Origin of the sequence: Flavobacterium sp., from assembly GCF_044357305.1 — a bacterium.
Lineage (GTDB): Bacteria > Bacteroidota > Bacteroidia > Flavobacteriales > Flavobacteriaceae > Flavobacterium.
In genome coordinates this window covers 1-18,238 of the sequence record NZ_JBIKPS010000036.1, presented here as the reverse complement: position 1 = coordinate 18,238, position 18,238 = coordinate 1, and the positions used below count along the sequence as shown (strand labels likewise).

General features: G+C 38.1%; 10 protein-coding genes. 7 read left to right on the top strand and 3 right to left on the bottom strand.

The window, feature by feature from the left end:
• The 7 genes from ACIQ2J_RS14160 to ilvA form a co-directional block, all read left to right on the top strand.
• Window positions 1-1,472 (top strand): T9SS type B sorting domain-containing protein (locus ACIQ2J_RS14160; RefSeq protein ID WP_396171019.1); only part of this gene is annotated, 1,472 nt, incomplete at its 5' end.
• Window positions 1,473-1,853: 381 nt separating this feature from the next.
• On the top strand, window positions 1,854-2,741 hold the full coding sequence (locus ACIQ2J_RS14155; RefSeq protein WP_396171017.1) for a branched-chain amino acid transaminase: 888 nt from the start codon (window positions 1,854-1,856) through the stop codon (window positions 2,739-2,741).
• On the top strand, window positions 2,732-4,411 hold the full coding sequence (gene ilvD / locus ACIQ2J_RS14150; RefSeq protein WP_396171015.1) for a dihydroxy-acid dehydratase: 1,680 nt from the start codon (window positions 2,732-2,734) through the stop codon (window positions 4,409-4,411). Before ACIQ2J_RS14155 ends, ilvD begins: the two co-directional genes overlap by 10 nt.
• A gap of 36 nt (window positions 4,412-4,447) precedes the next feature.
• Complete coding sequence (gene ilvB, locus ACIQ2J_RS14145) at window positions 4,448-6,196, top strand: biosynthetic-type acetolactate synthase large subunit (protein ID WP_396171013.1); 1,749 nt, start codon at window positions 4,448-4,450, stop codon at window positions 6,194-6,196.
• 1 nt (window position 6,197) lies between these two features.
• A complete protein-coding gene (gene ilvN, locus ACIQ2J_RS14140; protein WP_396171011.1) occupies window positions 6,198-6,785 on the top strand; it encodes an acetolactate synthase small subunit in 588 nt (195 codons plus the stop codon).
• 329 nt (window positions 6,786-7,114) lie between these two features.
• A complete protein-coding gene (gene ilvC / locus ACIQ2J_RS14135; RefSeq protein WP_396171008.1) occupies window positions 7,115-8,590 on the top strand; it encodes a ketol-acid reductoisomerase in 1,476 nt (491 codons plus the stop codon).
• 36 nt (window positions 8,591-8,626) lie between these two features.
• Entirely contained in the window at window positions 8,627-9,871 is a 1,245-nt protein-coding gene (ilvA, locus tag ACIQ2J_RS14130; protein WP_396171006.1) for a threonine ammonia-lyase IlvA, read from the top strand.
• Between the two features lie 304 nt (window positions 9,872-10,175).
• On the opposite strand, the gene ACIQ2J_RS14125 is transcribed toward ilvA, so the two are convergent.
• The 3 genes from ACIQ2J_RS14125 to ACIQ2J_RS14115 all read right to left on the bottom strand — a co-directional run bounded on the left by ACIQ2J_RS14125 (window position 10,176) and on the right by ACIQ2J_RS14115 (window position 17,253).
• The gene (locus ACIQ2J_RS14125) at window positions 10,176-10,487 is read right to left on the bottom strand and encodes a hypothetical protein (RefSeq protein WP_396171004.1); all 312 of its coding nucleotides are present in this window, start codon (window positions 10,485-10,487) and stop codon (window positions 10,176-10,178) included.
• A gap of 19 nt (window positions 10,488-10,506) precedes the next feature.
• Window positions 10,507-16,281 (bottom strand): T9SS sorting signal type C domain-containing protein, encoded by a 5,775-nt coding sequence (locus ACIQ2J_RS14120; RefSeq protein WP_396171002.1) that lies wholly within the window; start codon window positions 16,279-16,281, stop codon window positions 10,507-10,509.
• 471 nt (window positions 16,282-16,752) lie between these two features.
• Window positions 16,753-17,253 (bottom strand): helix-turn-helix domain-containing protein, encoded by a 501-nt coding sequence (locus ACIQ2J_RS14115; protein ID WP_396171000.1) that lies wholly within the window; start codon window positions 17,251-17,253, stop codon window positions 16,753-16,755.
• Window positions 17,254-18,238: the final 985 nt, after the last annotated feature.

Below are 18,238 nucleotides of genomic sequence, written 5' to 3'. Positions count from 1 at the left end.
CACCTCCACAACATTGTTATGTACTGGTTGAACAACCAATAATAGTAAATCCACTTCCGCTAATTGTTTCAGGACATGTTTACCAAGAATGTGATGACGATACCGATGGTTTTACCGTGTTTAATTTAAACTCCCAAGCAGGTGCATTATTGGCTGGCAATGCGTTGCCATTGTCTCAATACACCTTAGCCTTCTATTTAAATTCGGCACTTACACAACCAATATCCAGTACGTTTACCAACACCAATACCATAGGAAACACGCAAACTATTTATGTGGTTGCCACCAATACCGTTACCGGATGTAAAAGCCCTGTATCGCAATTTACTATAATGGTAAATCCAAAACCAATTCTTGTAGTGCCAGCAAACTATGCTACTTGCGATGATGAGGCAAACGATAACGATGGGTATCATTTATATGCGTTAGATGCATTGATCCCGGATATCTTAGGAGCATCACAAACCCTAACGGATTATGATGTAAATTTCTACGATACCCAATACAATCCATCAGCAACACCACCATTGTTACCGACGGCTATTGCTAACTTGGCAACCTACCAAGCTTATACCCACACCATTTGGGTAGTGGTAAAAAACAAGCTAACGGGTTGCGAGCGAATAGCTACTTTTAACCTAACCGTTGAGCAGTATCCACAACCTAAAATTGTTGCAGATTCTAATGTTATTTGTGTGGATTTCAACAACCAACAAGTGGTTAGAGAATTAGTCTTGACAGCTACTAACACCACGCCTTATTTAGGAACTGTGCCAACGTACACCTACCAATGGCTGGATGATGCAGGAGTTGCTATACCAGGAGCAACAAATTCTACTTATACGGTAAATAATGCCTTTACCAACCAGACAAGTTCCGACTTTAGTGTGGTAATGACTAGTACAGGTACTTTGGGATGTAGTGGAACATCTAACCCATTTACCGTGTTGCAATCCGGACAAGCAGTGACTCTGCCGGCAGGAAGCCAAGGATACACGGTTACCAATGCTTTTTCCGAAAACCAAATCATCACGGTTACCGTTACCGGATATGGAACTTACGAATACAGTTTGGATGATGGACCACGTCAAAGTAGCAATGTGTTTGAAAACGTAGGTTTAGGCGAGCACTTTATTACGGTTTGGGATACCAAAGGTGGTATTGCTATAAGTTGTGACCCATTAGTAATAAACCACATACAAACCATTGATTATCCGCATTATTTTACTCCAAATGGCGATGGCATACACGACACATGGAATATTAGTGGATTACAAAATGATTATAGCGCAAAAATTTATATATTTGACCGCTTTGGAAAACTAATCAAACAAATCAGTCCGCAAGGATTAGGTTGGGACGGAACCTACAACGGGAACCAACTGCCATCCACCGATTACTGGTTCACGGTAGACTATAGCGAAGCCGCAGCTTACAAACAATTTAAAGCGCATTTTTCGCTTAAACGATAAAGAAAATAAATACCTACTTAAAAAGTGCTGGAGCGATTCAACACTTTTAAAATATATTTTTGAAATTATTTTATTATTAACTTGTCAGTTTAAAAATATTTATTTATTTTTGAAATATCAAATAAAAAAAACCAAATGGCCACTATTATTAACATTATTATTAAAGTGAAAAACTCCTATTAGGAAGGCTATTTCTATTATATATAAAGCCTCCTAATTATTTAGGAGGCTTTTTAATTTTAAAAAAATGAAGAATTTAACATCTATTATTGTCGTAATTATTATTCGCACTATGTGACGAGTCAGGACAATTATATATCTATAACAACCTTTCTCTACCAAAATTGAGAAAGGTTTTTTTTTAACTAAAAATTATTGAAAATGTATTTTAATGAACAAACTATTATTTTATTAAATGGAAATTTTGTAAAAGCAGAAGAATCTAAAACAGATTTATATTCACAAACACTTCATTATGGCTATGGTGTTTTTGAAGGAATTAGAGCATATAATACTCCCAATGGAGTACGGATTTTTAAAGCACAGGAACATTATGAAAGATTAAAAAAATCTTGTGAATTAATTAATATTCCTTTTAATTATTCTGTAGAAGAATTAATAGAACAAACTTATAAATTGCTAGAAATCAACAATTTTAAAGACGCCTATATTCGTCCTTTAATTTTTTGCAGCCCTAATATGAGTCTGACAAAGCCAACTGGTGTTTCGTTAATGATTTGTGCTTGGGAATGGGGAGCCTACTTGGGAGATAATTTATTAAACCTATGTATTTCCTCTTATTGCAGACCCCATCCACGTTCCACCAAAATTGAAGCTAAAGTATGTGGCCACTATGTGAATTCCATTTTAGCAACTTCTGAAGCTAAATTCAAAGGGTTTGACGAAGCTCTTTTATTAGATTCCGATGGTTTTTTGGCAGAGGGGCCCGGTTCCAATTTATTTTTTGAAAAAAACGGAAAATTATACACCCCAAAGAAAGGGAATATCTTACCGGGTATTACAAGAGCGACTGTATTTGAATTATGTCTAAAATTGGATATTCCACTAGAAGAAGGCTCTTACCTTACAGAAGATTTACTAAAAGCTGATAGTGCTTTTTTATGCGGAACCGCAGCTGAAATTGTAGGAATTAACTCAGTTGCTTACAAAACGTTTCCGCTAAATTGGGAGAAATCCCTTGGGAAAAAATTACAAACTGCTTATAAAAATCTAGTACTTGAAAGAGAAACATCACTATCATGGAATTAAACAAATACAGTAAAACCGTAACCCAAGACCCTACGCAACCAGCGGCACAAGCAATGCTGTATGGCATAGGTCTAGATGATAAAAAATTGGCACAAGCCTTTGTAGGAATTGCATCCATGGGATATGATGGCAACACCTGCAACATGCACCTCAACCATCTTGCCGCTTATATAAAAGAGGAAGTAAATACATTAGAAATGACTGGTTTAATTTTTAATACTATCGGAATTAGCGATGGCATAACTAACGGAACAGACGGTATGCGCTACTCACTAGTAAGTCGGGAGATAATTGCTGATAGTATAGAAAGTGTCGTGGCAGGTCATTATTATGATGGCGTTATTGCAGTTCCTGGTTGTGACAAAAACATGCCCGGTTCTATAATTGCCATGGGGAGATTAAATCGCCCATCGATAATGGTTTATGGTGGGACGATTGCTCCTGGGAAATACCAAAATAAAGATTTAAACATTGTTTCGGCATTTGAAGCATTGGGCGAGAAGATTGCAGGGAAGATTTCGGAGGAAGATTTTAAAGGAATAATAAAAAATGCTTGTCCGGGTGCGGGAGCCTGTGGCGGCATGTACACCGCTAATACCATGGCAATAGCCATAGAAGCATTAGGAATGAGCCTTCCCTACTCTAGTTCCAATCCTGCAATTAGCAAGGAAAAAATTGAAGAATGTAAAGATGCGGCCAGCAAAATGAAAGTGCTTTTAGAAAAAAATATTTGCCCCAAAGACATCATGACCTTTGAAGCATTTGAAAATGCAGTAACCACCCTTATAGCCCTTGGAGGCAGCACCAATGCGGTCTTGCATATTATTGCAATGGCAAAAAGTGTAGGGGTACGTTTTAATCAAGAGGATTTTCAAAGAATTAGTAACCAAACTCCATTAATAGCCGATTTCAAACCGGGTGGAAATTATTTAATGCAAAATCTATTTGAAGCAGGTGGCGTTCCAATGGTTTTGAAATATTTACTAAAAAAAGGAATGCTTCACGGAAATTGCCTTACCGTTACCGGAAAAACATTAGCCGAAAATTTAGAAAACGTAACGGAAATTGATTTCAATACACAAAATATAATTCGTCCTTTAGAAAACCCATTGAAAGCAACGGGGCACCTTCAAATTTTGTACGGAAATTTAGCAGAAAAAGGATCCGTGGCGAAAATATCTGGGAAAGAGGGTGAAAAATTTACAGGTCCTGCCAAAGTATTTGACGGAGAAAAACAATTAATAAAAGGGATTGAAGACAAAAAAATTGCTGCTGGCGATGTAGTGGTGATTCGCTATGTTGGTCCTAAAGGCGGCCCTGGAATGCCCGAAATGTTGAAACCAACTTCGGCAATTATAGGCGCTGGACTTGGCAAAAGTGTGGCTTTAATTACCGATGGAAGATTTAGCGGTGGCACCCATGGGTTTGTTGTTGGACATATCACTCCAGAAGCATTTGACGGCGGAACAATTGCATTAGTTAACGATGGCGATTCTATAGAAATTGATGCGGTTAACAACACTATTCACTTGGCAATTTCTGACGAAGAACTAGAAAAAAGAAGGAAAAATTTCATTGCTCCCAAACTAAACGTGACTAATGGTGTGCTTTATAAATATGCCAAATTAGTTAAAGATGCCTCCGAAGGCTGTGTAACCGATGAAGACTAAATTTTTGGCAAAATTTACTATCTAAATAGATAAAATATGGAAACAATTGAAAATTTGAAAAAACAACCCAAGGAAAATGCGGTTGTGAAAACTAGTGGCAGTTTAGCGGTAATAGATGCCTTGCTGTCGGAAAAAGTGGATACTCTTTTTGGGTATCCAGGAGGAGCAATCATGCCTATTTATGACGCTTTATATGATTACAAAGACAAAATAAATCATATTTTAGTTCGCCATGAACAAGGTGCCATTCATGCTGCGCAAGGGTACGCAAGAGTTAGCGGAAAAACAGGAGTAGTATTTGCAACAAGTGGTCCTGGCGCAACCAATTTAGTTACTGGTTTGGCTGATGCCATGATTGACAGCACACCTTTGGTATGTATCACTGGGCAGGTATTCGCACATTTATTAGGAACGGATGCTTTTCAAGAAACGGACATCATTAACATCACAACTCCAATTACCAAATGGAATTATCAAATAACCGATGCAACGGAAATTCCAGAGATATTGGCAAAAGCCTTTTTTATTGCTAAAACGGGCCGGCCTGGACCTGTGTTGATTGATATTACCAAAAATGCTCAGTTGCAAATTTTTGATTATAAAGGTTACAGACCTTGTATTCACATTAGAAGTTATAGAGCAGAACCCATCATTAGAAATGAATATATTGAAAAAGCAGCAGCAATAATCAATCAAGCGAAGAAACCTTTTGTAGTTTTTGGACAAGGAGTATTGCTTGGAACTGCCGAAAAAGAATTTATTGAATTTATCGAAAAGGGCGGCTTCCCAACGGCTTGGACAATTATGGGAATGAGTGCTATTCCTACCGATCATCCGCTAGGAGTTGGAATGGTAGGCATGCATGGAAATTATGCTCCTAATTTTTTAACTAATGAATGTGATGTTTTAATTGCTGTCGGAATGCGATTTGACGATAGAGTTACTGGAAGATTAGACAAATATGCCAAGCAAGCACAGATTATTCATTTGGATATTGACCCTTCGGAAATTGAAAAAAATGTACCGGTGGCAGTTCCGGTTTGGGGAAATTGCAAACAAACACTTCCATTATTAACTGCACTAATTGAAGAGAAAAAACATCCGGAATGGTTTAAAGAATTTGAAATTAGAAATAAAAAAGAATACACCACTTTAATCGACAAAGAACTTCATCCCGCCGAAGGAGAACTTACCATGGGGGAAGTACTGCAAGTATTGAACGAATTAACCAATGGCGATGCCGTAATTGTAACCGATGTTGGGCAACACCAAATGGTGGCTTGCAGATATGCCAAACAAAACAAATCTAGAAGCAACATAACTAGTGGTGGATTAGGCACTATGGGATATGCACTTCCGGCAGCAATTGGAGCCAAGTATGGTGCGCCCGAAAGACAAGTGGTAGCCATTATGGGGGATGGTGGTGCGCAAATGAACATTCAGGAGTTTGGAACTATTATGCAATTTAAACCTAATGTGAAAATTATAATTTTAAACAATCGGTTTCTTGGGATGGTGCGCCAATGGCAAGAACTTTTTCATGAAAAGCGGTATTCCTTTACGGATATTCAAAGTCCCGATTTTGTTCAAGTTGCTAAAGGATATCGTATCGATGGCAAACAAATTTCGAAACGAGAAGAGTTACGATCTAGTTTGAAAGAAATGCTGGATCACCCTAGTTCTTTTCTGCTAGAAGTAGCCGTTGCGCAAGAAGACAATGTATTTCCTATGGTGCCACAAGGAAAAGGTGTAGCGGAAATAGTGTTAACTAAAGAAGAAATTTAAGATGAAACAAGAATATACATTGACCATTTATACCGAAAACCAAGTTGGACTGATCAATAAAATAGCCATTATGTTTTCGAGAAGAAAGATTAGTTTGGAGAGTTTGAATACTTCTCCGAGTGAGATTGAAAACATTTATCGCTTTACGATTGTTGTTCGAGAAACCGAAGAGGTAGTGAAAAATTTGGTGCGACAACTAGAAAAAATTGTAGATGTCTTTAAGGTGTTTTACAATACTAATGAGGAGATTATTTGGCAACAAATTGCTTTATATAAATTGGCTACTCCAGTAATTATGAAAGAGGTAAAAGTAGAACGATTGCTGAGGGAATATGGTGCAAAAGCCGTGGTTATTAGAAACGATTATACCGTATTTGAAGTAACTGGGCAAGACAATGAAATTAATAATTTGCTTAAAGAATTAGACCAATACGGATTAATAGAATTTGTGAAAAGTTCTAGAATTGCCATTATAAAATCGAGTGATGGGATGCACCAACAGGTGTTGGATATGGAGAAAAATGATCCAACCAAGTTGCCTATAAACAATGAGTTTTTGAATTTAAAAAGCATGATTTTTGAAATGTAATACCAATAATAATTAAAATAGTTTAAAGGATTTATCCTCACCCCAACCCTCTCCAAAGGAGAGGGAGAAAAGATTGGATTATTTTAATTTATTATCGGTATTACTCAATGATTGTAGCCAGCCTCATGCCCTAGCCCAGATAGAAGTGGAAAGCCTTTGGAACTAAAATTGTATTTTTTCTAGATAAAAAAGAGCGACCAAAGAAGCTCCTTTTTTATCGTAGAAAAAAACAATTTTAGGAGAAAGCTTGTAACGGATAGCTGGAATGGCTTCTGAAAAAAAGAAAAATCGTCTGCAATGCGGACAGTAACTAAAAAAGAAAATAGAAAATGGAAAATTATTTTAACGCACTTCCTCATAGATTAAAAGTTCAAGAATTAGGGAAATGTGATTTTATGCAAAACAGTGCTTTTGCAAATGGCGTGCAACCTCTTATTGGTAAAAAAATTGTGATTATTGGTTGTGGTGCGCAAGGATTGGCGCAAGGTCAAAACCTTAGAGATAGCGGATTGCATGTAGCGTATGCCTTAAGGGAAAGTGCAATTTTGGAGAAAAGGGCTTCGTATAGAAATGCCGTGGAAAACGGATTTGCAGTGGGAACGTTTGGAGAGATGGTTCCTGGTGCCGATTTGGTTTCTAATTTATCTCCGGATAAGCAACACACTGGCGTGGTGAATAAAATTATGCCGTTGATGAAGGTTGGATCTTGTTTATCGTATTCGCATGGGTTTAATATTGTGGAGGAAGGCATGCAAATACGAAAGGATATTACGGTTATAATGGTGGCTCCTAAGTCGCCGGCATCGGAAGTTAGGGCAGAATATTTAAGAGGTTTTGGGGTGCCAACGCTTATTGCGGTTCATTCAGAAAATGATCCTAAGGGAGACGGTATTGAATTGGCTAAGGCTTATTGTGTTGGTACTGGTGGTCATAGGGCTGGGGTGTTGCTTTCGTCGTTTGTGGCCGAAGTGAAATCGGATTTAATGGGGGAACAAACTATTCTTTGTGGGTTGTTGCAAACTGGGTCTATCTTGAGTTTTAATACAATGATTGCGAATGGAATTGATCCTGGATATGCCTCTAAATTGGTGCAATATGGCTGGGAAGTGATTACCGAAGCCTTGAAAATTGGTGGTATTACTAATATGATGGATCGGCTTTCGAATCCTGCAAAAATTGCGGCTTTTAAATTGGCCGAGGAATTGAAGCAACTTATGACTCCTTTGTTTAATAAGCATATAGACAATATATTGTCGGGAGAGTTTTCTAAAACTATGATGGAAGATTGGGCTAATGGCGACAAAAATTTACTGACTTGGCGAGCAGCAACCGGAGAAACTGCCTTTGAAAAAACGGCTGCCGGAAGCATGGAAATTAGTGAGCAAGAGTATTTTGATCACGCTACTTTGTTGGTTGCTTTTGTGAAATCGGGAGTGGAATTGGCTTATGAAACGATGACTTTAGCAGGAATAAAAAACGAATCTGCGTATTATGAATCGTTGCATGAGGCGCCGCTTATTGCCAATACTATTGCGAGAAAGAAATTATTTGAAATGAATCGAGTTATTTCGGATACAGCAGAATACGGTTGCTATTTATTTGATCATGCTTGCAAACCGCTGTTGGTAGATTTTATGGATAAAGTAGAGGTGAATTTAATTGGAAAAAACTTCAATGCGAATGCTACTGCTGTAGACAATTTTGAATTGGTTAGAATTAATGCAGCCATTAGAAATCATTCTATAGAACTATGCGGTGCGGAACTTAGAGAAGCCATGACTGCTATGAAAAAAATTGTTGCGTAAATGGAATACAAAATCCTAAAAAGGATACCAAAAAACATGAATTTATTTAAAGAAATACAAGAGGCAGCAAAGCAATTGGAGGCAGTAGTACAAAAGACTCCTTTGATGGAAAACGTTAATTTATCGGAGGAGTTTAATGCTTCAATTCTTTTAAAAAGAGAAGATTTGCAGGTGGTTCGTTCGTATAAAATTAGGGGTGCTTACAATAAGATTAGTTCACTTACCGAGGCCGAACGAATGCAAGGAATTGTTTGTGCAAGTGCCGGAAATCATGCGCAGGGTGTTGCTTATTCGTGCAATTTACTGCAGATAAAAGGGGTGATTTATATGCCGAAGACTACTCCGAATCAAAAGATAAAGCAAGTACAATTGTTTGGGAAAAAATATGTGGAGATTATTTTAACTGGCGATACTTTTGACGATGCTTTTTCTTCGGCGGTTGCTGCTTGTAAGAAAGATAATTCTGTTTTTATTCATCCATTTGATGATTTAAAAGTTATTGCCGGACAAGGAACGGTTGCTTTGGAAATCTTAGAATCAACTAAAAAACCTATTGATTATGTGTTTATTCCTATTGGCGGCGGCGGATTGGCAGCAGGGCTTTCTACTGTTTTTAAGCAATTAAGTCCTACCACTAAAATTATTGGGGTGGAACCAGAAGGGGCACCGTCAATGCAAACTTCTATTGCGAATAATAAAAACACGGCATTAGAAAACATTAATAAATTTGTAGATGGTGCCGCAGTAAAACAGGTTGGCGACCTCACTTTTTCTATTTGCAAAGAAAACTTAGACGACATTGTTCTTGTTCCTGAAGGAAAAGTATGTACTACTATTTTGCGATTGTACAATGAAGAGGCTATGGTGGTGGAACCTGCAGGTGCATTAACCATTGCTGCCTTGGATTTTTATAAAGATACTATTGAAGGTAAAAATGTTGTGTGTATTGTGAGCGGAAGTAATAACGACATAGAACGAACCGAAGAAATAAAGGAACGTTCGTTGTTTTATGAAGGCTTGAAACATTATTTTATGATTCAGTTTCCGCAGCGACCTGGCGCGTTAAAAGAGTTTGTAAATACCATTTTAGGTGAAGAGGATGATATTACTTATTTTCAGTTTGCTAAGAAAAATAGTCGGGAGGTTGGTTCGGTTATAGTAGGATTGGAATTAAAAAATAAAGAGGATATTCATGCCATAAAATCGAATATGACTACCCATGGTTTTGAATATAGATACCTCAACGAAAAAGAAGATTTGTATGCGCAGTTGATTGGATAATTTACCGGATTAGAAATAAACCACTATCTACTAGAAGTCGATAGTTTGGTTGGCAGACTAAAAGTCAGCGAGGTTAAAAAATAAAATTATTCTGCGAAATTTTGCCACAGATTCACAGATTACAATTGATTTAAAATCTGTGAATCTGTGGCTAATAGAAATTTTAGAAGTTAAAACTAAATGCATTAAAGTGCATGGTATTAACTATATATTAGACCAATAAAATGCCCCCAAAAGTTAGTTACTATTGGGGGCATTGTTGTTTTAATTTAAGAAAAATACTATTTCTTAAAACTTGAAGTTGCTATAAACCAGTATCCTCTTTTTGCTTCTTCTGTATTTTTTGGTATTTATAAAACATATAGGTACAACCTGCTAAAAGCAATACCCATAAATTAGAGTCTATTGGGTAATTATTATCCTGATAATCATTAGCTGCAGCTATCTCATCTTTAGAACCAATGTTACTTGCCTGATTTGTTCCGCCAAGAGACGCACTTCCAAAATCACTAGGACCGTCAGTCTGTGCACTAGGACCGTCAACTTGAGCTAAACAAGTAAAAGGTACTACTAAAGCAAACAAAAGAACCAGTAGCGTGTATTTAATTTTTTTCATAACAGTCGTTTTAATTTTTTTAGTTAAGTACTTTTATGGTTACACTTTGGTTTTCTGTAGAGGTTATCTTTAAAAACAACACCTGTTTGGTTGTGGTTAATCCTTTTAGTACTGAGGTAGTATCGTTTATATCGTTTAGTTTATAGATTAAACGTCCGGAGATATCGTATACTAAAATGTCTTTCATGCTAATTCCTTTGGTGGAAACATGGAACCAATCGGTGTTTTTATATACAATAACCGAGTTTTCATTGAACGTACTAGAAGGAACTCCTAATGCTTGGGTGTACACTATTTTGAAACGATTGTCAAAGGTTCCAACTGCAGAGGTAAATGTAAACGGAGCTACTTTAATATTGGTGTCGGTTCCGTTCAAGTTATCTCTAATAAAAACATCTTGGTTACCCTCAAACAATCCATCTAAAGAAGTTAATTTTATAGAATACGTTCCTGCTTCCGTACAATTGAAGCCAAGTGGTACCTCATCCGTGTTGTTAAACGGTAAGGAACGGCATTGAATTACATAGTTACGGGAATCAATTGGAGAATAAAGACTACTACCAGTACCGCCAAAGGCTAAACCATCGTACCCATCGTCTACGCCTTCTGTTGCGCCAGTTACATAACCAACTAATATTTGATTCAAATCGGAACCCGTTGCTGATTCTAAATTCAACCACATACGGTGTTTTTCTAAAGTAGTGACAGTAGAAGACGATTTCATAAATTGATGTGTAGCACTAGCTACTCGCATATCATTATTAAAAGTTACATTTCCTGTACTGGTAGATTTCACCATAAAACCTTGCCCTACTTCAATAATGCCACTAGGCGCAACTGCAATGGATGGTGTATATCCTGATGTAGCTGCAACACCAGTGCCTCCAGCTGCCGGAGTCCAAGTTGCATAATTAGTTCCTGCACCGAATAAACCAGAGCTGTTCATAGTTAGCGTATGTTGGTAGAAATAAAGGGTTCCAGTAATAACACCTGAATTAACACTGCAAAACGTTGTTGCACTTATTGCGGAAGGATACGGATTCCCAACTAAATTAATATTAGCAGCACCACTAGCATATACTAAAGGGAACGTTTTAGTTCCATTATTAGGAACTCCGGTAAACGTACCAGTCCATTCCACTGCAGGAGATGTTGGATATACAGCCTGATAATTGTTTGGCGCACGAATTGCAAATCCTTTAGCAGGAGTAAACACTGTAGCATCCGTTATAGTAGTAGCATCGTATTGGTTGTTAGTAGTATCGTAAGTATAAAAACGGTAGGGAATGGTGTTTGGTGAAAACAAACGCAAATTTTGTCCTGTTACTGGTGAAGACCATAAGGTATGATCCAATCGAACAATCTTAGCACTTTGTCTTTTTACTATAATGTTACCTGTGTTTTCTGCTGAAGCATCCAATTGTAATAAATTGGTATTGTTTTGCATCGTTAATGTTCCTGAATTGTGAATGTAATTGGTCACAGTTAAATTATATCCTGTAGTAACAGTAAGTGAAGTACTGGAATTTAAAGTTAGGGTATTGATAGCTTCACTTGATGATATAATAGGAGCGAATGTTGCTGCTGCGATAATCACATCAGAAGATACATCTGGCACCACACCACAAGACCAGTTGGAGGCCGTATTCCAAGCAGTGCTTGTAGCACCTGTCCAAGTATTGGTAGAAGTAATTGTCACTAAAACAGTTGTTCTTTCACTCTCACTACCACTCACAGTTTGTGATACATAATAGGTTCCTGTAGCAAGTGGCGTTGTTGACGCCAAAGCAGTCCCATTTGTAGCCACATCATACCATTTTAAGTTACTGCCAGTAGCTACTAAATCAGCAACCGTTTTGCTACCGCAAAAAGTTTGAGCAGATGCGGTTGGTGCCGCTGGTGCCGGTGACAAAGTAGTTGTACTTATCGTTGCCGATGCGCAACTGGAACCAGCACTATTCACTGCCCGCAACTGTATTGGATAAGAAGTACTAGAAGTTAAACCACTTATTGTTAATGGGCTCACAGTTACAGCTGGCGACGGTGTAACCCAAGTACTGCCGTTGTCTATAGAATATTCATAATTAGTAATTGTCGAAAATCCGCTGCTAGCAGGTGCTGTAAAAGCCACTGAAGCAGAAGTAACAGATGGCGTAATGGAATTGATTGTAGTAACGCCAGGCGCATAAGCATCCGATGATATCATGACTTTGTCGCCAATGGAAATGGTGGAATAACTAGCAGACACCGCCACAAAAAGACCGTTCCCGTAGGTTACAGATGACCAAGTACCAACTGGCGCAGTTCTTGTTGTCCAGGTGATCCCATCAGGGCTCGTCATTATTAGATCGGTGCCACTAGAAGCCAGCGCCACAAAAAGACCGTTGCCATAGGTGACATTCGTCCAACTACTATCGGCAGCCGAAGCTCTGATCGTCCAGGTGGTTCCATCAGGGCTCGTCATCACCTGGTTGCCTACCCCATCACCAGACACCGCAACAAAAACGCCGTTGCCGTAGGTGACAGAATACCAATTATTATCCACCGGCGTGGTTCTACTCGTCCAGGTGATCCCATCAGGACTTGTCATTACGCGGTTTCCTTCACCACTACTATTTACTGCCACAAAAATGCCGTTCCCGAAGGTAACAGAACGCCACGAATTAGTCGAAGCAGCAGTTCTGGCCGTCCAAGTAAACCCGTTAGGACTAGTCATAACTCGGTTAGTGCCAGAATAAGCCACTGCTACAAAAAGACCATTGCCGTAGGTAACGGAATACCATGCTGAATTCGGAGCGGTTCTGGGTGTCCAATTAATGCCGTCAGGGCTTGTCATTACCTTGATGGGGTTGGCCGTATAATAAGACACCGCCACAAATAGACCGTTGCCGAAGGTGACGCTCCTCCAATCGCTATCTGCGGAGGTTCTTGTAGTCCAAGTAATACCATCAGGACTTGTCATTACGCGGTTTCCCGTAGCACTCGTACCACTATTAACCACACCCACCGCCACAAAAAGACCGTTACCGTAGGTGATGCTCCTCCAATTATAAGCTACGTCAGAGGTTCGCATAGTCCAAGTTGTACCAATAGCTTGCCCATTTTGTGGGGTTACTGTAACGGCGGAAGAAGCGGTGCCGGCACCAGTAACATTTTCGGCACGAATTTTTACAAGGTAGTCCGTACAATTCGTTAAACCCGTTATTTTTAATGGGCTAATAGTTTGTGGGGGAGAGCAGGTAATCCAGGTACTGCCGTTATCCAAAGAATATGCATAGTTTGTAATGGCATCACCTCCAATGTTGGTTGGTTCGGTAAATGCAATTGAAGCCGAACTAATATTGGCTGTTGCTACTACATCTGTGGGTGCATTTGGTCCTAGTTTTAACTCAAAAGCACCCATGGTTACGTTAGTACCACCTCTTGTTGTTCCTGTATAATCTACCGTAATACCAGTCCCGGTTACAGCCACACCCGATACCGTTGGGATATAATGGGCGGCTGTGGTGCCTCCAGCATTGCTGAACGTGGGATTGGTGACAATACTGTTGGCATCGTTACTGGTTACAGTTACAATAGGTAAGGCGGATTTATCTGCGCCAAAATAACCCAAAACCCCACCCGTTCCACTCACATAATAGTTATTATAATTACAGGTAATCGTTCCACCCGAAGCGGCTATATACAAAGCATAATGCTTGCTAGCTTCTGAAACCGTAGAACGGGCATTCACAAAAATATTGTTTCTGAAATCTCGCGTATTAGTAGTAGCAGTGCTATATAAAGCATACGAAGTATTGGTAGCCCCAGAAACCAAACTACCAGCTATATAAATGGTATTATAATATAAAGAATTATGGTTGGATGCCGCACCCGTCTGGTAGATACCATACAAATCTGTTTTGGTATCGCCTCCCAGACTGATGATGTTGTTGCTATACGTAGTCATTCCTTTAGCTATTTTTATCCCATATAAATCGGCAGTAGTACTCGATGCACCAGAAACTGACAAATTGTATATAAAATTAGTTTTTACTGCACTAGCCGTGGTAGAACCACTATAATAGATTCCAATTACCGCGCCCGCAAAAGTAGCAAAGCTGTTGGAAAGGTTGTAAATGGTATTACCACTCACCGTTTGTGCAGCTGCAGTGGTACTTGCCATTACAATTCCTGTAACCGCAGCGGTAGAGGTTGTCAAATTGTTGGCATTGGCAATCGTCAAATCATGTACTTCGTTGTTTAAAATGGTGTTAGTACCAGCCGATACATAAATTCCACTAATCAATCCTGCCGAACCAACGGTGGCATTACTGGTGGCATTCACCATATTGGCAATGGTATTACTCGAGAGGGTTATGACTCCAGTACCTGCACTTTTTATGGCATATACCGATTGGATGTTGGCAGCCGTACTAGACGCCGAACTAGCATTGATGCTATTTGGCGTGGTAGTACTTCCGATAGTATTGTTGCTAATAGTGGTTGTTCCCGCAGTATCAGATTTAAAAATACCGTAAAAATTAGTGGCATTGGTGGAGGCGTTATCAACTTTAATAGAACCAATGGTATTGTTTTGACAATCCACCACACCCGTGCTGGCAATGTTAATGGCATAAAAATCAGTCGCTGTAGTGGTAGAGGTAAAAGTAATAGATCCGGTACCTGTAGCAGCTCCAATCGTATTAACCGTTGAGGTACCAATATTGGCAACTGTAGCTCCTGCAATAGAAATCCCCATAAAGTAGGAAGTTCCCGCATTGGTCCAGTTGAAATTTTGAATGGTATTGCCCTGAATTTCATTGGCAGTTCCCGTGGCCGTGGTTACCGAAATGGCGGTGAAGGCATTGTTTAGGGCTGTTTTGGTCCAGGCGGTTCCTGTACATGAAGCGGCAGAGCCTCCAATATAATTGCCAGATACTGTGAAATCGTTTCCAGCTCCGGTTGCAGCACTAATTAAAATGACATTATAAGCAACTGCTGCACTTGCCGTAAAAGAAGCTGTTTCATAAAAACTATTGTCCGAAATGGTATAAGCAGTATTGTAGGAACTTATATTGATCCCCTGAGAAGCAGTTGCTCTGCTTAAGAAATTATAGATGTTGTTATTGCTAATGGTATTATTTTCGTTGTTCTTTGCAGATGTACCCAATGCATAAATAGCATTCAGCGGGCGGCTAGCATCAGCAGCACAAGTAATGTTGTTGTTGGTGATAATATTGTTATCGTTACCCGTTGTGGTAGCAGTGCTAAAAAACACAATCCCCCCCGCAGTTGCATTGGTAGAGGAACCTTTTAGATTACAATATTGAACTGTATTTAAAGTAGCGTCCGCAATAAATCGAATGGTTGAAGTACCCGCGGTGTCTAACGCACTAGTATTGGTGATGGTTAAATCCTTAGAACTGCCAGTGGCATTCACCCTTCCATCAATGGTTACATTATCCGCTCCGTTGAGGTTAATCAATGGGGCTGCTAATGAGCCAGAAATACTTAAGCCCGTTACAGTAGGGTAAATTGTGATACCGGTGTAATAGGGTGACGAAGTAGCTAGAGCCGCACTCGCCGTTAGTGATGCCGAAGCTGTTTCGGTGGTATTGGCATTGATCTTTATCACAATAGTACCCTTGTGGGTACCAAGATTGATGGCATCAAAGGCTCCTTTTAGGGTAGTAAAGGAAGCAGTTGCAGTTCCGGAAGTAGCCGTTAAGGTTACTTGCGCAAAACTGGTTTGAAAGCTAAAGGCTAAAAATAGCAACAGAAGCATTGTTAAGAGTTTAGAATTTTGTTTCATAAACATTTTAAATAATAGATTGAAATAGATTAAGTCAAGTAGGATACAAAAATGTTAATTATGAAAAAAAAAAAATGTTTACAAAGGCGCAACTTCTTTTAATTTTATAAAATTAAAAGAAGTTGTTGTATTTAAAAATTGTAAAACGCTGTAAATTAAGAATTTGAAAAAAACAAGAAAATAGATTTAAGAAACTGTATTTTACCAAATAGTAAAAAGGAATATGATACTATAGGATTTTATCCTATACCGTTAGAAAAAGTTTTTATGGATAACTTGCATTGCTAGTTATTTCCAATGCGTTTAATAGAAATTGAACGCAATGAAATATAGGGTTGCATTATACCAAAAGGATTGAACTAATTAAACAGTTATAAATTAGTATTAAAGGAAAAAGGGATTATTCAAACTTGAGGAGGACGCAGGGTATTTCTTCCTTGCTTATTTTAATAGGATACTAAGGAAAGGCAATTAGTATGATTTTGTTTTTAAGTATTCACTGGGAGTGCAACCAAAAGCATTTTTAAAAGACTTTATAAAAGTAGATTGCGTAGCAAAACCACTTTCTAAGGATATTGCTTCTAATGTAATCATTTTACTAAAGCCAGAGTCTATTTGGTTTTTAGCAAAATGAATTCGCAAGGTATTGCGCCAATCGGCGTATTTTACTTTTAATACGGCATTAAAATAGTAACTCAAATGATGCACAGGTACCGCAGTAAAAGTAGAAATAGAAATTAAGGTGGCATTTGGTTCTAGATATTTCTTTTCTGTTATCCATTGATTGATTGCCGCTTCAATTTCTACCTCATATCCGTTAGAAAAAAAAGCAGCAACTGGGGTAGTTTTATTTTCAATTATTGGAAAGGCTATCCCAGAACTATTTTGTATTGGTGTAGTGCCTATATTAACACTACTATGATTCAGTACTAATTTAGGAATGGGTAATCCGTATAAAATTTGAGGAAACATAACCAATAAAAAATTGAGTGCCAAATAGAAAAAAGCAATGCTACTAATGACGAAGTAAAATGCCGAATTGGTATAGAAAAAGTTGATATTAATATGATAAACCAAATGCACAATGATATAAAAAGCAGCCGTAATACTATAAAGTAGATAAAATATTGCCAACCAAATTTTGATCACTTTTGCGTGTGATAAAGAGTTAAAAACAATTTTATTTTTTATAAACATTCTGGAAATGAATACTAAATAGATTATAGCGGATAGAGGGCGTAGGATTTGATTAATTGTTTTTGGTACCAAAAAATTAATATTATATGTGGAACGCATATAAGTACGCTCTACTATTTTTTGACTAATAAAACTTTTGTATTCCCAAGAAGAAAAAAAGAAAGGGATTACTCCAATAAAAACGATAAAAAAGAGCAGAAAGTGACAATAGTCTTTTATGGATAACCTTACATTATCCCGAAATATACTTCGCGTATAAAAATAAGCAAAGGGACCTATTAGGTAACAAAGCGCTGGAAATCCTGCCACAAAAATAGTTGTTACTAAAACCGACTTGCTATAAATAAAAAAATATTGCGTCAACAAAAACATGGAGGAGCAAAATAAATAACCCGATAAAAAGCGATTGGCACCTTTGTATCCCTTGTTATAGAACAAAAGCATTAAAGATAGAAATAGGCTAAAAGCACACAAATAAACTATTGGGACATTCATTTATTAGGGTATGATGGAGCAAATGTAAACTTTTTTGTAATTAATTGTTAATTTTTTTTTATTTGAACGTTTTGCGTTCTTGGGTTGTTTGCTATAAAAAAACCTCCCCAATTGCTTGAGGAGGCTTAAAGTAAAAAAAATGTCTTGTCCTGAAATAGCGATACACAAAAAGTATCCTTATGGAAAAACATGAAGAAAGTCGCTATGTAAAGCGTACACAAAAAGACTATACTATGTCTTTTAAATTGCAAGTTGTTCAAGAAAT